The 16163-nt window shown below is 64.0% G+C and carries 17 protein-coding genes and 2 pseudogenes; 10 read left to right on the top strand and 9 right to left on the bottom strand.

The window, feature by feature from the left end:
* The first annotated feature begins 224 nt into the window (after positions 1–224).
* The 8 genes from OHA42_RS26570 (at position 225) to OHA42_RS26605 (ending at position 6111) form a co-directional block, all read left to right on the top strand.
* Positions 225–1514 (top strand): hypothetical protein, encoded by a 1290-nt coding sequence (locus OHA42_RS26570; RefSeq protein ID WP_406230549.1) that lies wholly within the window; start codon positions 225–227, stop codon positions 1512–1514.
* A 395-nt stretch (positions 1515–1909) separates the two neighbouring features.
* Complete coding sequence (locus OHA42_RS26575; RefSeq protein WP_406230550.1) at positions 1910–3055, top strand: GNAT family N-acetyltransferase; 1146 nt, start codon at positions 1910–1912, stop codon at positions 3053–3055.
* Positions 3056–3108: 53 nt separating this feature from the next.
* Positions 3109–3921 (top strand): class I SAM-dependent methyltransferase, encoded by an 813-nt coding sequence (locus OHA42_RS26580; RefSeq protein WP_406230551.1) that lies wholly within the window; start codon positions 3109–3111, stop codon positions 3919–3921.
* A 24-nt stretch (positions 3922–3945) separates the two neighbouring features.
* Positions 3946–4248, top strand: a complete 303-nt coding sequence (locus OHA42_RS26585; RefSeq protein ID WP_406230552.1) for a hypothetical protein — start codon at positions 3946–3948, stop codon at positions 4246–4248.
* A 97-nt stretch (positions 4249–4345) separates the two neighbouring features.
* A complete protein-coding gene (locus OHA42_RS26590; RefSeq protein ID WP_364779011.1) occupies positions 4346–4786 on the top strand; it encodes an NUDIX hydrolase in 441 nt (146 codons plus the stop codon).
* Positions 4787–4863: 77 nt separating this feature from the next.
* The gene (locus OHA42_RS26595) at positions 4864–5475 is read left to right on the top strand and encodes an AAA family ATPase (RefSeq protein ID WP_406239622.1); all 612 of its coding nucleotides are present in this window, start codon (positions 4864–4866) and stop codon (positions 5473–5475) included.
* Positions 5360–5680 (top strand): hypothetical protein, encoded by a 321-nt coding sequence (locus tag OHA42_RS26600; RefSeq protein ID WP_406230553.1) that lies wholly within the window; start codon positions 5360–5362, stop codon positions 5678–5680. The genes OHA42_RS26595 and OHA42_RS26600 overlap by 116 nt, the downstream gene beginning before the upstream one ends.
* Positions 5677–6111: a hypothetical protein gene (locus tag OHA42_RS26605; protein ID WP_406230554.1), complete on the top strand. Its 435-nt coding sequence runs from the start codon at positions 5677–5679 to the stop codon at positions 6109–6111. The genes OHA42_RS26600 and OHA42_RS26605 overlap by 4 nt, the downstream gene beginning before the upstream one ends.
* A 133-nt stretch (positions 6112–6244) precedes the next feature.
* Here OHA42_RS26605 and OHA42_RS26610 read toward each other — a convergent pair whose 3' ends face one another.
* The 7 genes and pseudogenes from OHA42_RS26610 to OHA42_RS26640 all read right to left on the bottom strand — a co-directional run.
* On the bottom strand, positions 6245–6529 hold the full coding sequence (locus OHA42_RS26610; protein ID WP_406230555.1) for a transposase: 285 nt from the start codon (positions 6527–6529) through the stop codon (positions 6245–6247).
* 227 nt (positions 6530–6756) lie between these two features.
* Positions 6757–7554 (bottom strand): annotated as a pseudogene (locus tag OHA42_RS26615) (IS481 family transposase); the annotation flags it as partial.
* A gap of 116 nt (positions 7555–7670) precedes the next feature.
* The gene (locus OHA42_RS26620; RefSeq protein WP_406230556.1) at positions 7671–8474 is read right to left on the bottom strand and encodes a MerR family transcriptional regulator; all 804 of its coding nucleotides are present in this window, start codon (positions 8472–8474) and stop codon (positions 7671–7673) included.
* Entirely contained in the window at positions 8467–8940 is a 474-nt protein-coding gene (locus OHA42_RS26625; protein ID WP_406230557.1) for a VOC family protein, read from the bottom strand. Before OHA42_RS26625 ends, OHA42_RS26620 begins: the two co-directional genes overlap by 8 nt.
* A gap of 170 nt (positions 8941–9110) precedes the next feature.
* Complete coding sequence (locus OHA42_RS26630; RefSeq protein WP_406230558.1) at positions 9111–10121, bottom strand: alpha/beta hydrolase; 1011 nt, start codon at positions 10119–10121, stop codon at positions 9111–9113.
* 263 nt (positions 10122–10384) lie between these two features.
* A complete protein-coding gene (locus OHA42_RS26635; protein ID WP_406239624.1) occupies positions 10385–10501 on the bottom strand; it encodes a DUF397 domain-containing protein in 117 nt (38 codons plus the stop codon).
* Positions 10502–10593: 92 nt separating this feature from the next.
* A pseudogene (locus OHA42_RS26640) lies at positions 10594–11607 on the bottom strand (D-alanine--D-alanine ligase); the annotation flags it as partial.
* A 73-nt stretch (positions 11608–11680) separates the two neighbouring features.
* Here OHA42_RS26640 and OHA42_RS26645 point away from each other — a divergent pair.
* Positions 11681–13036 carry an ATP phosphoribosyltransferase regulatory subunit gene (locus OHA42_RS26645; protein ID WP_406230559.1) on the top strand — a complete coding sequence of 452 codons (1356 nt, stop codon included), beginning with the start codon at positions 11681–11683 and terminating at the stop codon, positions 13034–13036.
* A 302-nt stretch (positions 13037–13338) separates the two neighbouring features.
* Here OHA42_RS26645 and OHA42_RS26650 read toward each other — a convergent pair whose 3' ends face one another.
* On the bottom strand, positions 13339–13908 hold the full coding sequence (locus OHA42_RS26650) for a peptide deformylase (RefSeq protein WP_406230560.1): 570 nt from the start codon (positions 13906–13908) through the stop codon (positions 13339–13341).
* A 112-nt stretch (positions 13909–14020) separates the two neighbouring features.
* Between OHA42_RS26650 and OHA42_RS26655 the strand changes: the two genes are divergently transcribed.
* Positions 14021–14551, top strand: coding sequence for a GNAT family N-acetyltransferase (locus OHA42_RS26655; RefSeq protein ID WP_406230561.1), 531 nt, complete (start codon positions 14021–14023; stop codon positions 14549–14551).
* A 146-nt stretch (positions 14552–14697) separates the two neighbouring features.
* Here the strand turns inward: OHA42_RS26655 and OHA42_RS26660 are convergent, their stop codons facing one another.
* Entirely contained in the window at positions 14698–15393 is a 696-nt protein-coding gene (locus tag OHA42_RS26660; RefSeq protein WP_406230562.1) for an SGNH/GDSL hydrolase family protein, read from the bottom strand.
* Between the last annotated feature and the right edge of the window lie 770 nt (positions 15394–16163).

Here is a 16163-nt window from a genome sequence, read left to right on the forward strand (position 1 = left end):
GGGTCGGCTTTGCCGATCAGCCATCTCCTACCCGTCGTGTCCACCGGCAAGCGCCGACAGATCGCCATCCGCACCTGCTCGGGGCTGACCCGCGTCTTCGTGGACGTCCGCATCTGCCGCGTAGCGCGCGTCCGGCGAACGTCCGCAACTGCCGAAGAGCGTGCGTGCATGGCGTCCGCCGACGAGTGTGCAGCATGTCGGTACCGGCAGACACAATGGCGGACATGGAAAACGGTGATGACAACGACGCGGCCCAGCCCTCCCCGGCCGTGAACAGATGGACGGTGGGTCTCACCTGCGCCGCGATCGTCGCGACCGGCTACCTTATCGCCTGGCTGGTGCACGAGCCGGAGCCGTCGGAGCCCACGACTCGGGCCGAAAACTCCTATGTCACACCGCCGGTCACGTTTCCGGTGCAGATCCCAGGCTGCGATGTCGTGGAACCTCCGCGGGAAGGGCAAACGTTCGGGATAGTTCACTCCGTCACATACGAATACGACAATCCGTCCTATCCGTGGTTCTCCGCTCCCAAGGCGGGCGCGATGACGCAGGCGCTGCAGGATGGGCTGCCCGGTGATGTCGAGATCGCCTTCGCCCCGGTAACGCGCTCGCTGGTGTTCCAGCCGATCCTCGGCGATGCCACGCAGAACAAGGGATTCGGCGGTTGGACCAGTGCGAACGCCACGCTGCTGCGCGGTGACCGAGAGGGCGCGCTGTCGGTGACCGTGCGCCAAGCCACCAAGCCGATTCCACCGTGCGTCGCCGGCGAACTCGACGAACGGCGCCACCTTCCCGATGGCACGATCGTCGATACCGATGACACCTGGTATGAGATCAACGGGGTTCGCACCCTTACGCGCGACGCCACCGCTTACCTGCCCGACGGATCCGTCGCCCACGCGAACGCCACCGATCAACCCGCTGAGGGCAGCGGCCGTCCCCGAGCCGTCCCCTTGGCCATCGATGAACTCGTCGCGCTGGTGACCGATCCCGAACTACGCATCAGCGCGCCGGTTCCGCCCGGAACATCGAGCCCGCCCGAGGTCTGCCTGCCCTTCTCGAAATCCGGCGCGGTGATCGATCAAGCCCAGGCACGTCGATGGGATGCGGTGCTGGCCCAGATCCCGCTCGACGGTGTGACCCTGGACCGGCCATTGGGGACGCTGCTGCAAGGAGAGAGGGACGGCGGCGTGTGCCAGGCGGTTCAAGTAACCACGCCCGGCCGGCAATCGCGGTTGGCCATCGTGATCAGCACCGAGCAACCCCTCCCGCAGGAGCCCGATACTTCCTCTTACGGCGGCGCGACGCGGCGGCTGCCGGACGGGACTGTGGTCGAGACCCACGAAGAGCGAAGTGCGGCGCTGGCGTCCACGCCGCGAACTGACCGTACGGTCACCGTCACCCGCCCGTCCGGGACACAGATCGAAATCTCCTTCGCCGACGCCCCCGCCGAGCTTCTGCCGTTAGCGCTGCTCGAGGAGATCGCCCTGAATCCGGGACTCGACGTGTCGTGATGAGAACGATCCGTGCTGACTTCAGTCAGCGCGAGTGAGCGATAATGCCGCATATCGGTCGTTCGGAAACGCGGCGTTCGCCGATCGACAGTGCGATAACTTGTTCCACTTCATACTGCTGTCGATGGTCCCACGACTGGCAACGTGGTGGTCCCCCTGGCAGCCGACAAGTGACACGCCGAGGCAGCTGTCAAGTCGCGAACGCGTTCTCGACTGCTCTGCCTGCGCACACAATGCATTTTTCGGCGCGTCGTCCGCTAAGCAACAGATCGCCACCGGACACCGTCTCCACCTCAACCTTCGGCCCTGACGGTGCCTCGTAGACACCCGTTTCTCCCGTTCACCAACATCATTGGGGTATCGCATTGTCCGAACGCTCGCGCGTAGCTGTCTGGTTGAACGGCAGTTTCGGCTCCGGAAAGTCGACTCTGGCCAATGCGCTGGTCGCCGCAGATCAGCGATGGCGGATCTTCGATCCCGAGTACGTCGGATTCATGCTCGCCCCGCAGTTCCCCGAGTGCGAGATCGCCGACTTCCAGGATCTTCGCTCATGGCGGCGCCTTGTGCCGATCGTCGCCCACGAGCTCGCCGAGGAGACCGGCCAGCCTCTGCTGATCGTCCAGACCGTACTGAACCAGCGGTACTGGCGCGAGATCGCCGACAGCATTCGCGGACAAGGGTATTCGCTGCACCACGTGCTGCTCGACGTCCACCCCGACGCGTTGGACGAGCGCATCACCGCAGACCGCGACCTGCCCGCCGCGGCTGAGTGGCGTCGACAGCACATCCCCGCCTTCGCCGACGCCCGCCGCGAATGGCTCGCCTCCGCAGCCGATCTCGTGATCGACACCACCTCGATCAGCGCACCGCAGGCCGCCGGCCAACTCGCCGACGCGCTCGCATCCTGGACTGCCAGCACACCCGCGGCGGCCCCGATCCTCACCGACGCACACCGCATGGTCGTGCTGCGCGGTCACCGAGCCGAGGACATTCCGGCGATCGTCGAGCAGTGCCACGACCGGGCAATGCTCGAATACACCCGCATCCCCCGCCCCTACAACCTCGAGCACGCCCATCAGCTACTCGACCTCGCCCGCAGCAGCTGGGCCCAGCCCCACGCCGTTTCGCCGCGATTCTGGGCGATCACCACCCGCTGCGAGGAAGGCAAGTACGCGTTCGCCGGGACAATCGACTACCGGCCCACCGGCCACGGCACCGCCGAAGTCGGATACGGGCTACACCCCGCCTTTCGCGGTGCCGGCCTCATGTCGATCGCGCTGGGCCTGGTCCTCGACCATGCCTTCGAGCACGACGGGCAGCACCTGATGGCTTGGCAGGCCGCTGTCAGCAACTGGGCCTCGGCAAAAACAGCGTGGCGCAACGGATTCCGATTCGAGGGTCGCGTGCGCGGGCTATGCCTGCGCCCTGACGGCGGCTTCTCCGATGGCTGGATCGCCACCCTGTACCGAGACGATCCCCGCACCCCCACCCGGCCCTGGTCGGAAACGATCGACGTGCTCGGCGCTGCCGATCTCCGTTGACGGGCCCGCCGATTCGTGTTCACCACCAGCGACTTTCGCGTAGAAAGGGCCTTATGGTCTCGGAATTCGATCGGCACTTGGATGCATTCCGTCGCTACCAGGAGACCCCGTGGGGCCGATTGCGCTACGAGCAGGTCGCAACCAACCTCGCTCGCCACCTACCGCACCGGCCGCTGAGGGGCCTCGACGTCGGCGGCGGCGGCCTGGACGCGCTGCACCTGGCAGCCCTGGGCCACCACGTCACGATCGTCGACACCTCCCAGGCATCGCTCGACGAGGCCATAACGCTGGCCGGAAGCAACGGTTGCACGGAACTGCTCGAGACACGCCTCGCCGACATCGAAGCCCTGGCCGGCGTCGCGGCAGAAGGTTCGTTCGATGTGGTCCTGGCTCACAACGTGCTCCAATACGTGCCCGGCCGGGCCGAAGTGCTCGCGGCGATGGTGTCGGTCCTGGCGCCCGGGGGCTTGCTGTCGGTGCTCGTGCCCAACCCCGCCAGCGACCCGTTGATCGCCGCCGTGCGGCGCGGGGAGCTCGCCGAGGCGATACGGCTGCTGGACGCCCCAACCCGGCCCGCACTCACCTACAACGTCGAGGTCGACGCGATCACCGCGACCGAGCTGGCCGCCGACATGATCACCGCAGGCCTGGGCCGACCGGTCCGCTACGGGGTGCGCGCGGTATGCGATCTGATCAGCGACGACGAGGCCAAACACGACCCTCAGTTTTTCGGCGAACTGCTGCGGTTGGAGAACCTGCTCGCCGACCGACACCCCTACCTCGAAACGGCCCGCTTCGCCCATCTGATCGCACTGAAACCCGAAACCACCCCAGTGTCCCAGCGCTCCCCCGGAACTGCTGAGTAGAAATTAGATCGAAGGGATCCGACCATGGACGAGACAGACCCGTTCGACGACCTCGAGCCGGGTGAGAAACAGCGTCTGTTCGAGCTCGGAGCAGCCGAGATGCGAGGCGAAACCTCCGAGGCCGGGTGGAAGATGTACCAGGAGTTCGAAACACCGCTGGGGATCCGCCGCTACACCAACGTGCGGACCCTCGAGGACGGGCGCGTGCAGGCACGCGAGTACCGAGTAGATCACAACGATCCGCAGACGATCTTCGACCTCGAGATGGACCGCTACCTGATCGAGAACGGCGTAATCCATGAGATCCACTGGATCACCGCCGAGTGAAAGCCACCCTGCCAGTACTGGACCTGTTGGCCGCCGCCCTGGCCACGGCGTCTGAACCCGCGCAGCGCGTGCGACTGATCAACAAAGGAGTTCTGCCGTGAGTGCGCATCAGATCGCGTTCGCCCGAGTATTTGTCGTGAACCCCGTGGGTCAGGTCTTGCTGGTCCGTGACCACTTCGGGTACTGGAATCTACCTGGCGGCAAAGTCGAGCCAGGTGAGATGCCCGCAGCAGCCGCTGTCCGAGAGATACGGGAGGAGACGGGCCTGACGATCGTGGAGATCGAGGAAGTCCATCACGATGAATACGAGTTCGACGGCGTTTCCTGGACCGGTTACTTCTACCGGGCGCAGTGTGTCGCCGGTCAGCCTGCGCTGCAAGAACCTGACAAGGCAACCGAACTCGCCTACCGCGACCCCGCCGAGGTGGCGTTCCATCCGGCGGTTTCGGCGGCAATGACGGCCCTGTGGATCAGGCTCAGCCCTGATCTCGGGCCGACCGCGCATCGGCCGCAGATTCAACGCTACTGCGCGCCGTAGACCTGTGGGCCGGGGTCCAGTGCGGTGGCCGCCGTCGAGCGCGAACGACGATGATGCCTGACGTGCCAGAATTCGACATGGTCAACGCTCGTCGGCATCCCGTGATCGGCATCGTTTCCGGCCCTCCAGGCTCAGGGAAGTCGACCCTGGCTCACGCGCTTGCCACCGACATCGGCGTCCCCGCGATCATTCGCGACGAGATCAAGCAGGGCATGGTCGCGGGCACCGCACCAACCAGCAACACCGGGTACGAAGACCTCAACATCCCCGTCCTGCACACCTTCTTCGACGTGCTGACCCTGCTCGCCCGCAGCGGTGTCAGCGCGGTCGCCGAAGCCGCGTTCCAGGACAAACTCTGGCGCCCGAACCTACTCGAGCTGAGCGAGTTCGCCGAAATCCGCATCATCCACTGCATCGCGCCGCAACACGACCGACTTACCCTGAGCCCCTATTTCGAGGACCTACTCCGTCGGACGGGTCAAGGCGGCCTTCACCGGTGCCCGAGACCTTCAAACTGGCTTCGCGGCCGGAACGGGCGCCGCGACTGCCTACCACCGGATCAGGAATCTCAAGGTGAGCTTGCCCGCAGAGATTCCGCTGGAGATGAGCGGCCCGCAGACGGCGCAGTCGGGACATCGGATCACTTACACCATCAGCGTGCAGAATCTCGGCCCCAACGACGCCCCTGACGCCGTGCTGGATGGCACGGTTCCGACGGGGCTGACCGACCTGGAGCTGACTTGCCAGGCCGAGAACGGGGCCGTCTGCGGCACTGGTTCGGTCCGGGATGGCTTGCACATGCCGATCGACCTGCCCAAGGGCAGCAAGGCGACCATCAACCTGGCCGGCACCATCGACCCGCAGTACGAGGCCGGCTCACCTGCACCAGCATGATCACCTCACCCTCGCGCGCCAACACCGCCGAGCGGCACTCCGGCTCGGTCACCACCGACGTCGACCGGCCGCCGGTCACGGTCACCCCCGTGATCGTCGGGCAGTGGCCCCAGACATGGCCCGAGGACGCGAAGGGGTGGGTCATCAGCTACGAACTCACTCTGGCCGCCCACGAGCAGCGGGTGGTCTGGTGGGAGATCCGCTTCGACGTACCGGCACGAACCCGCATCAATCCCCAGCAGACTCAGTGGTACAAGGTGATCAAGGACGGCACCGACGGATCCGTCGTCATCGCTACACCGGACGACACCCACACCATCGAGCCAGGCACGCCCCTGCCGGTGGCCCTGCAACTGCTCTACCCATCCCAGCACGAGGCCGGTGACGGCATCCTGCGTAACCTCCACGCCACCGAGGTGACCCGCCCATAAAACCCAGTGCCAAAGCAATCCCACTCAGAGCAGGAAGGGACGAACGCAAGACCGCTACCTCGTAGGAGGCAGCGGTCTTGCCATCCTCGGAATGCGAGGCCCAGGAAATGCGACAGGACCTCGGGGCTCGGCGTTATCGAAGGTGAAGCGCGGCAAGGTCGCGAATGCCGATGACCCGTTCGCCTTCGCTGGTGAGCAAACGTGTCAGCAGCGCACCGTAACTACCCGTTCCTTCCACTCCGATCGCGTCGACTGTCCCGAAAGAACGCAGCCAGTCGAGCAGATCCCGATGCCCGGAGGCAGTAGCCGGAAACTGCCGGTCCGCGAGGAAGCGGCCGAAGACTGTCAGCACCGTGGCGTGGCGAGTTTCCTTGTGGGTGTCGATGCCGCCGATGACATGCTCTGTTGTGCTTGGCATTCTGGGACTGCCCTCCGTTCGTCCGATGGGCGGTGAGCGGCCGGTCAGGCGATGCGGACAAGTCTGTGACGGGGCTTCTGTCCAAGCTCCTATCAGGTCACGATCGTCTGACCGGCACACGCGTGGACGCCCGCATCGAGGCGGTCGACAAATCGAACGAAGGACACCGCGGTCATACCTTGGCCAGGGTCAGACCGCCCGATGCGGGCGTCCCAGAAATACTCACAGACTTTGCCGTTCTGCCACGGGCAGTGCGGCTTGATGAACTTCTGCCGGATGCCGTGAGCCGTGCAGACTTGCCGGAGTGAGAACCGGTAGGCCCAGGCATTGTCGGTAATGAGCCGTTCAATGCGGGGGATGCCGTGTTCGGCGAAGTATGCGATGGCTCGTTCCAGGAAAGCGGCGCAGGTGGTGCCCTTCTCGTCTCCGAGGACTTCGGAGTATGCGAGGCGGGAGTGGTCGTCGACGAGGGAGTGAACGTAGTCGTATCCGACCATCGTGTTTCGATCGCGCCGGATCGACGTGCTTGCGCGGCCGTGAGCCTTCCAGCCGCCGCCGGTGGGGATCCGGCCGAGCTTCTTCACGTCCATGTGGACGAGTTGGCCGGGTCTGTCTCGCTCGTTGCGGACGGCAGTTGTCTTGGACGCGCGGATGATGTTCCCGGTGATCGGATCCAGCCTCGACAGGTGGGGAATGTGATGGCGGGCGAGGATGCGTGAGACTGTGCGGGCGGAGACTCCGAGTCGGCGCGCGATCTCGTCCCTTCCGATCCGTTCTCGGCCGCGCATTCTGATCAGCGCTTGCTCGACATCGCTGCTTGTGCGCGTGGGCATGGAGTGCGGTCTCGACGACCGGTCCCGCAGTCCGGCGTCGCCCTCGGCGCGGTAACGGTCGATCCACCGCTTCACGCAGCGACGAGAGATCCCCATTGCTGCGGCGATGTGCGCCTGTTTCCAGCCTGCGCGGGAGCGTTGGATGATCAATCGCCTGCCGTGGACAGTCAGACGAGCGTTGCCGTGGGTCACGAGCACCTCCGCGTGCTTCGAGAGAAGTCGGGCATGCCCGAAAACGGTGCATGCCCGACGAACGCCGGCCGCGAGCGCAGTGCGACCGGGCGTTGGGGAACTGATGTGGTTACGGGTTACTGCCAGGTGGCCGTGTCGGGGTCGATCCCGTGGGTACGAGCGGACTCGTCGATGATCTGCCGGAACCAGGAGGCCAGCCCGACCCGGATGCCGTCGTAGTGGGCGGAGAAGCCCGGGTCGGAATCGAACATCCGGCCCAGACACACCTGCATCTGTCGTGTGAGCGGGAAGAAGTTGGAGAAGACCTCGCGGTGGCGCTCGACGAGCGTGTTCGCCTCTGGACTGCCCGGGGCGATGCCCTGGTCCAGGGCATCGCCCAGATCACGCTGGAGCGTGGACATCGCGTGAGAGAGCGACTGCCACTGTTCCCGCGTGCGGGAAGCGGAGCGTTCGGCGAACTGCGCCCACTGCGGGGAATCTCCCCAGACAACGCGGGCCTGCCCGGGCCCGCGTGGGTCCCAGTCCGCCCCGAACGTTGCCGACTGTTCTTCGTCGCTCAGGAGGATGCCGCGCTCGTGCGCCTCGGTCATCCGTTCCAGGCGTTCGTCGAGCTGTTGCAGGTCATGGATCCGCTCGGCGAGCTGGGAACGCTGCTCACGCAAGGTGGCGCCGATCTTTGCGGTCGCGTCATCGAGCACTTCGCGGATCGCATCCAACCCGAGCCCGGTCTCCCGATAGGCGACGATTCGGTGCAGACGTTGCAGGTCTGCGTCGGTGTAGCGGCGATACCCCGCCGTGGTGCGGACCGAAGGCGACGCCAAGCCGATCTCGTCCCAGTAATGCAACGTGCGGACGGTCACCCCCACGAGCTCGGCGGCCGCGCCCACCGTGACACCGTCGTCGAGCTCGCGATCAGCCATGAACGCCAGTGTGACTTTCACCCGCTGTTTCAGGGGGGACGATCCCGACCGATGCAAGGTCGCGTGCCTCCTGGCTGTCAGGATCAAACTGCTTCGCCGCGGTGAACACGACCCGCGCCCGTTCGGGGGTGATCACTTCGACGTCGCGAGTCATCCACGGAGTATCACGCGGTCCGGTCACGCTGTCGGGCACGAGTTCCGTACACGCCTCGACGAGGCGATCGATCTCGTTCAGCACGCACGCGAAGCTCACGCTCATCGCCGGCACCTCGGTCTCTTCGGGGCCCGCCGCCGCGGGGACGAGCAGTACGTCCTGGAACGCCCACCGGCGCAGGTGGACCACCTGTCCGGGAACGCTGAACAGCTCGATGAAGCCGAGCCCTCGCACCCAGAAGTCCGTTGACGCCGCCAGGTCGGATGTCGGAATCGTCACGAACGTCGGCATCGCGTAGATGCCGCGAAACACCTCTGGCGCAACCGCCTCCGGACCTCGCTCGGATATGGGGCTCATCTCGAACGCGTTGAAGAATTCACTCATGCATTGCACCATCCACCCTCACGCAACGTGAAGGTCAAGCCGAGTCCATGAATCCGGTCCTATCGCTGCGATGCGACCAACGTCGTGGCCGGGTACATCTAGACGCCGAGGCCTGCTTTCAGACTCGGCCAGGATTTAGGCAGTGCGGCCTTCCAGTACGGCCACGAGTGGACGCCGACGGCGGCGTAGTCGATGGAAAGGTTGGCGCCGAAGAGTTTCATAGCGGGCGAGAGGGCGAGGGTGCAGTCGTGCGAAACCTGTTCGATCTCGTTCGACCGGATCGGGTCGTTGGGCCACGACCAGCTATCGTCGAACGGAGCATCGTCGGGGCCGGGCACGCCGGTGCCCATGTACAGGTGGACCGGTTTGCCGCGCAGCGCGTTGAGGTGTTTGCTCGGATCATGCGCCGCCCACTCCGGGTTGCCCGCGGTGCCCCACATGTTGTCCGGGTTGCCGCCCTTCGATTCGACCACCGGGCGCACCGAGAGTTGGCCGACACCGTCGGTGGAGTAGCAACCGCTGAAGGCTGCCAGGGCTCGGAACATATCGGGGTGGCGCACGGCCAGAATGGCCGCCGCTCCCGCTCCCATCGAGAGTCCGCCGACGGCGTAGATCCCGTTGCCCTTCAACTCACGGTCGATCAGCGGGGGCAGCTCCGAGGTGAGAAAGGTTTCCCACTTCTGGTGTCCGATTTTGGGATCATCCTGCAACCAGTCGGTGTAGTAGGTTCCCCCGCCGCCGACCGGCATCACCACGTTGACCGGCTTGTCGGCGAAGAACTCTTTGGCGCCGCCGCGCAGCGTCCAGGTGCTTGCCGACTGAGATTCAGACGCCCCGTTTCCGTCCAGTAACAGCAAGGTCGGCCGGGATGCCGACTGGTTCGCGGGTACCAGCACGTCGAGGTGAATGGTTCGCTTCATCGCGGGGGAGTGCACGTACATCTGCCATTGCTGCGGGGAGGTGCGCTCGATCCGCTCGACGGTGGCCTCCGCGTGCGCTTGCGGAGCGACAACGAACAGCGGCGCGACCGCGACCGCTACGGCCGCGGCGACCGACGCCATTCGCCGGTACCCCCGACGTCCTCGCAATACCGACACGCGCAAATCCATGCTGAAACCTCATCGACGGTTGGCCCCCGTCGGAGGCCGTGAATTTTTCGCGTCGACAATGTCATGAAACGTCATATAACCGACGTCATCAGATTCCCACCGTTGGTGAGCAAGTCGGGACGCAGACCGCGGCATCGATGGTTGGAAAGCAAATGGCTTGTGCTGCAACCAGATTCGTCTGTTGCCTCGACGCCTGCTAACGGTGCAGCCGTGGTGCGTTGTGTCGGACCGAGGCTGCTGGACCGTATTTCAGAAGGTGGCCGCTAGTAGGGCCGGTTGAACTCGCTGTTCTGGACGCTAGCGGTGATGGCGTCCCATTCGGCGGGGGTGAAGATGAGCGCCGGGCCGGTAGGGTTCTTCGAGTCACGCACGCCGACCATGCCCTTTGGAGGTGTGCGACTTCGACACAGTCGCTAGTCGCGAGACGCGTGAACTCGGTCAGTAGCTCAGGGTAATCCAACCCTGCAGCCCGCATGACCTTGGGAAAGACGCTGACTTCTGTCAGACCAGGGATCGTATTCACTTCGTTGATGAGAAGCTGGCCGGTTCGCTTGTCCAGGAACAGATCGACCCGAGCGAACACCGAGCATCCCAGAACGGTGAAGGCCTCGATCGCCAATTCTCTGGCCCGGTCGGCCAGGTTGCGATCGATCGGAGCGGGACAAACAAACAGCGGGTTGCCGAGGCGAACCTTCTCTTCATAGGTGTACAGGTCGCCGACCGGAACACACTCACCGGCCGGCGACACCACGAGTGACTCCGCTGTCTTCCCGACGACGCCCAGAACGAACTCTCGATGCGGAACCGCCTCCTCGACCAAGGCCGCGGAATCCCAACGGAATGCTTCCTCGAGAGCCTTGTCCAGATCGTCAGAGGACTCGACTCTGCCGATCCCCAGGCTCGAGCCTCCACGGTTCGGCTTCACAAACCACGGCAACGGTCCGACGACCTCGCGTATCTGATCAGTAACCGAGTGAGGTGACCGGGCGTAGCGACTCTGTTCCACATGCGTGCCTTTGGCTGTGGGCAAGCCCGCATCTGCCAGCATGATCTTCGTTAGCCTCTTGTCGTAACACAGCGCGGACGAGGTGATATCGCATCCCACCACGACCAACCCATACGCTGATAGCAAACCTTGGAGTGTTCCGTCCTCTCCCCAACGGCCATGAGACATCGGGAATCCCAGCTGGTAGCCAGTGAATACCTCCGCTCCTGGAGGACCGTCGAACACCCGGAAGCTGCGGCCGCTGCCGGGAACGTCATCGACAGGCGTAACGCCTTTTGCGAGGCGTTCTGCATCGGCCTTCCGCCATAGCTGCTCCAATGCGCCATCTCCGACCAACCATTGCCCGGACTTCGTCACGCCGACCGGTAGCACTTCCCATCCGAGCTTCTCGGCGTTGCTGAGCACTGCCCGTGCGCCACCCAGACTCACCTCATGCTCTGGCGTGGCCCCACCGAAAACCACGACGACCTTCTTGCTCATCGAGCGCCCCCTCCTGGAGCATTAGGCAACAGCTGTTCAGATGCATTGTCCCGAAACGGATTAGGGACGCAGCATGATGACAGGTACCTCCCGTCGTATGGACCTTCCGCGCGGCTTCAGCGACGTGGAACCCAACCGTATGGCGACGCTTCAGCGAGTAGAACAGCGGTGGTTCGAACAGTGTGCGCTGGCCGGGTTTCAGCCGGTGCAGGTCCCTGCAGTCGGGTTCACGGACACGTTCGTCACCGGTCACCACGCCTCCGGAGAACGCATCTACCGGTTTCCTGATCGCCGCGGACGTGATCTTGCCCTTGTCTCCGACAGCCTGCCTGCGCTATTGAGGCTGGCCGGCAGCCGTGGCCTACCGGATCAGCGGCTCAGCTACGCCTGCCCGGTGTTCCGATACGAGCGCAAGCCTCGACGCCACTTCCACCATTTGGGGCTCATGGAGGTCTCTCGGGTGCCTGGCGATTCGGCAAGCCAGCTCCGATCGATCCGCCGCCTCATCGAAACGATCGCAGCCTTCCTGCGTCCATACCTTGCGGCGGAATTCACCGTCACCGACCCAGGAATCTGGCACGAACTGGTATCGCAGTTCGTACCTCCCGAGAATGTAAGCAGCTACTTGGACCGGCTGCGTCGAACTCCCATCGGGGACCGCCTCTCCATGCTTCGTGCCGACGGCGCCCCTGACGCGGTTACCGCAACAGTGGATCTGCTGGCAGACGAAGACAAACCAGACACCGCGACGAGGGCTGTCCCCGCCTACGTCCTCACGAGAATCCGCAACACCCGCGCCCTGGTCGATGCCCTCAATCGACAAGGGATTCAGGCAATCCCCAACCTCAACGAACTACACGCAAGCGAATTCCATGATGGGTTGGCCTGCCTGGTGCGGCACGGAAGTGTTCTGCTCGGAGATGGCGGAAGCTACAGCCGCTTTGCCACAGACTTCCTCGGAACCCCAGTGTCAGCGCACGCGGCAGTAATAGGACTTGAGAGAGTCGCTGACATTGCTGGCAAGTCCGACTACGTCACCTCTGCCGCTGACATCGCCGTTCTCGCCTTCCCTGACTCTCGCTCCGCCGAACACGCCGATCAGTTGACTTCATCGCTACGCGAGCAGGGAATTGCAGTGTGGGACAGCACCGTCGTGATGCCGATACGTCGATACCTTCGCAACCTCGCCGACCTCAACATCCCACTGTCCGTGCTAATCGGCCAGGACGAAGTCCGGTCGGCAGATTTCAGGGTCCGCGACAGGTCAGGGGAAATCCACACCGTCCCAAAGGAAGAACTGCCCATATGGTTGGCGGAAAGGATCGGCAGGGACACAGCGAGAGTATTCGTCGGACCGCAACCAGGCCCCTCGACACCGTCTGCCACAGTCAGACCGTCAGCAGGCGGAACACAATCCGCAAGTGCTTAGATATGTTGTGCCGACTCGGCGATGCTGGCTCTGCGCGATCGTAGCTGCTCGATGGAGCCACGGAGGAGCGAAAGTTTCGCTACCACAAAGTACTCTCACCGCAGGACAGTCCACCGACCTGATCGCCGTGCGCGGCGACGCGACCACGGATCTGGATGCGCTCAGCCGATCGCGGACCAATCTCTCGACCGAATCGCCCTGGGACACAGGGGTACTCATACAACTTTCACCGAACATCGTTGAGCAACAATGTGAGATCGTCCGGTCACACCCACGCGGCAACCCAGCATCCAGTTCGGCGTTTACGGACCATAATTCCAGTTGCGGCCGGTCTGCCGATATTCCTCGACCCGGATCGGCGCGACGCCGCAGTCCATGAGCGCGGTATATAAGACACCATCGAGGTGATCGATCTCATGGCTGATCAGCCGCGCCATCCCGTTTGCGTACTCAGCGGTGCTGGTTTCGCCATCGAGGTTCGTCGTTTCGATCGTGATGCGCAACGGCCGCGGAACCAAACCTCGCACATCGAAGAAGCTCAGACATCCCTCGAACTGCGTGTCCACCTCGTCAGAACAAGCGACGATGCGCGGATTGAGAAGGATGATGGCCGCGGCGCCTGGTTCAGCGGGCCGGACCGCGGCTACCCGCCGGTCAATGGCCAGCTGCGGCGCAGCGATGCCCACGCCCTTGGCGAACGTGTGAACACGACTGACCTTGTCCATCGCCGCGAACAACTGATCGATGATCCAGGTCGCTACGTCGCGCTCGTTGGGCAGATCCAACGGTTTTGTGGACTGGCCGAGGATCGCGGCGCCTACCTGAACGATGCCGAGTTCGCGCATGATCTCGCTGGCCGTGGACTCGATCACGGGAAATCCTCTCCCCACGTGCTGGTTTCGGTTGCGAATCGTGACCCGTCCGACCGTACGCTCTCTCTCAGTGGCCGTCGCCTACCCGCGGCCGCTCGCTCCTACGATCTGGATGAGGTATGCCGTGATCATCGAACCATTGCGTGTGCCACTGATCCCCGAAGTGATCGCCCTGATGGAGCTGGGTGCGCGCTACATCACAGCACGCACCTATTCCGATTACTGGCTGTATGCCGAGTTGTTCTCCTCAACCTGCCGAGTTGCTCTCGATGAGAGTCGCGTCGTCGGTGTCGCGCTCGGATTCCGCAGCCAAGACGCCCCGGATGACCTCTACATCCAAGACGTCATGACACATCCCGACCATCGGCGGCGCGGCGTTACTCGCGAGCTCGTCGACGAGCTGCAGAAGCAAGCGTGGCTGATGGGGTGCCGGAGGCTGTATCTCACCTCGGAACCCGGCAACAGCGCCGCCCACAAGACCTGGGAGACACTCGGATTCGCCAATGTGCATGGCGACCGCATCTTCGACGGCGTCTCCGTCATCACCGATTTCAAAGGCCCCGGCAAGACGAGGGCGGTCTACGAACTGATCCTCGGAGCTTCAGCCGCCCGACCGACTTCGACGCACACACCCCTTACATAGTCCGTAGCCTCCCGCTCCATCGCACGGAGCACAGAAGGTGATTCGAATCCCCTGGGACACAGCGGATATCGCGGTGCGACGTAGCTGTGCCGGGCCTGGTGAGTGGCAACCGTCAGCGGGTTGTGGCCTAGCGCGGCGGTCCAAGGTCAGGTAAGCAGTCGAGAGATCGACCTGCGCTCGGTCAGGTGGTGCTCGATTTCGTCGCGCACCAGCTGGTCGCCGAGTTCGGACAGATGGACTCCGTCGCTCCATAGCGTGTCCTTTCCCAGGGCCGGCGCGGCCGGGTTCGCGACGGACCAGCCCATGCAGGCTCCGGCGTAGATGAACCGCTCCCACAAGCTGATGAATGGCACGTCGGCGTCTGTAGCGGCGCGCTGAGCTCGTTGGTTGTAGCGGGCGAGTTCGCGGTTGGCCGCGGCAGCGTCGATCTGAGGATCCCATCCGATCGGGGGCTCCCCGATCACGACGACTGCTGGGAACGCGCGCAGGATATCCAGGGCAGCGCGAATGTTCTTGTCGTAGCTTTCGAAGTCCACGGCCTCAGTCAGCCGGCCCTGGAATTCGCGCCAGACGTCGTTGATGCCACATCCGAACATCGCCAAATCCCAGGTCTGCGCCACCTCGACTGCGTTGATGTTGTCGAGGACCTGAGTGGAATTCGCGCCGCCTTCCCCGTAGTTGCTCGAATCGAACTCGACCCACGGGAACCGAGCCCTCAGACTGGTCATCATCGCGTGGACGTAGCCTCGGTTCCGCCAGGACAGCACCTCGATCATGGAACCGACCGCAGGCAGATCAGCCTGGTTCACCAGCTGCGGGTTATGGGCTTCAAGGTGTTCCATCAGGCTCGTGCCGAACCAGGCGACACGCACGGTAGGACGCGGCTCGGTCGGATACAACGGTCCAGGGTGGCGGCCCGTGACGTGCACAGGGATACCGACGGCGCTGGTGTTCGGCGGAATGCGGCCGTGCACAACGGAGTCTGCGTCGACAGCCGCTGCTGCAGAAACGGCCAGTTCGCTTGCACATATCCGTCGACGACCACCACATCGGGCACGTCCAACGACACTCCCCGCGTCCATTCGCTTGCACTCTCCCCTAATTGATGCTGAGACATGTTGCCCTACAGTGGTTTTCATGTCATGCGGCTGCCGACAACTTCGGCGAGGCCAGGCACTGATCGACGCGCGAGCTGACAGCCCGTCTCCTACAGGCATGAACAGCTGCGTCGGATGGCGACTGGGTGAACGCGATGAGCCCCTGTGAGCCCGCATGCGCTGCCAGAAGGCGACTTCCGTGGCGTCACTGGCCGTGTGCGGCCCGGCTGCTGCTGTCCTAGTCCCCGTCTTCGGCACCGTGTGCTGCGGCGAGGTCGTAGGCGGTAGATATGGGTAGGGCTTTGGCCATAAGCGCATCCCATCAAGTCGTACAAGTTATTGAACGACAAGATCCTCGCCCGAGGCGGTGACCGCCATCCATCCGGACCTCACTCCAGCCGCAACACCCGACATTCTGCCCGATCCCGGTGCGAGACACGCCGCCGCGAGTGCGGATGCCCAGCACGAATTCGATGGTGGATATGCCGACCTGCCGGTGGAGAGCGCGCGAGGCG

This window comes from Nocardia sp. NBC_01009 (genome assembly GCF_045208035.1).
Taxonomy (GTDB): Bacteria; Actinomycetota; Actinomycetes; order Mycobacteriales; family Mycobacteriaceae; genus Nocardia.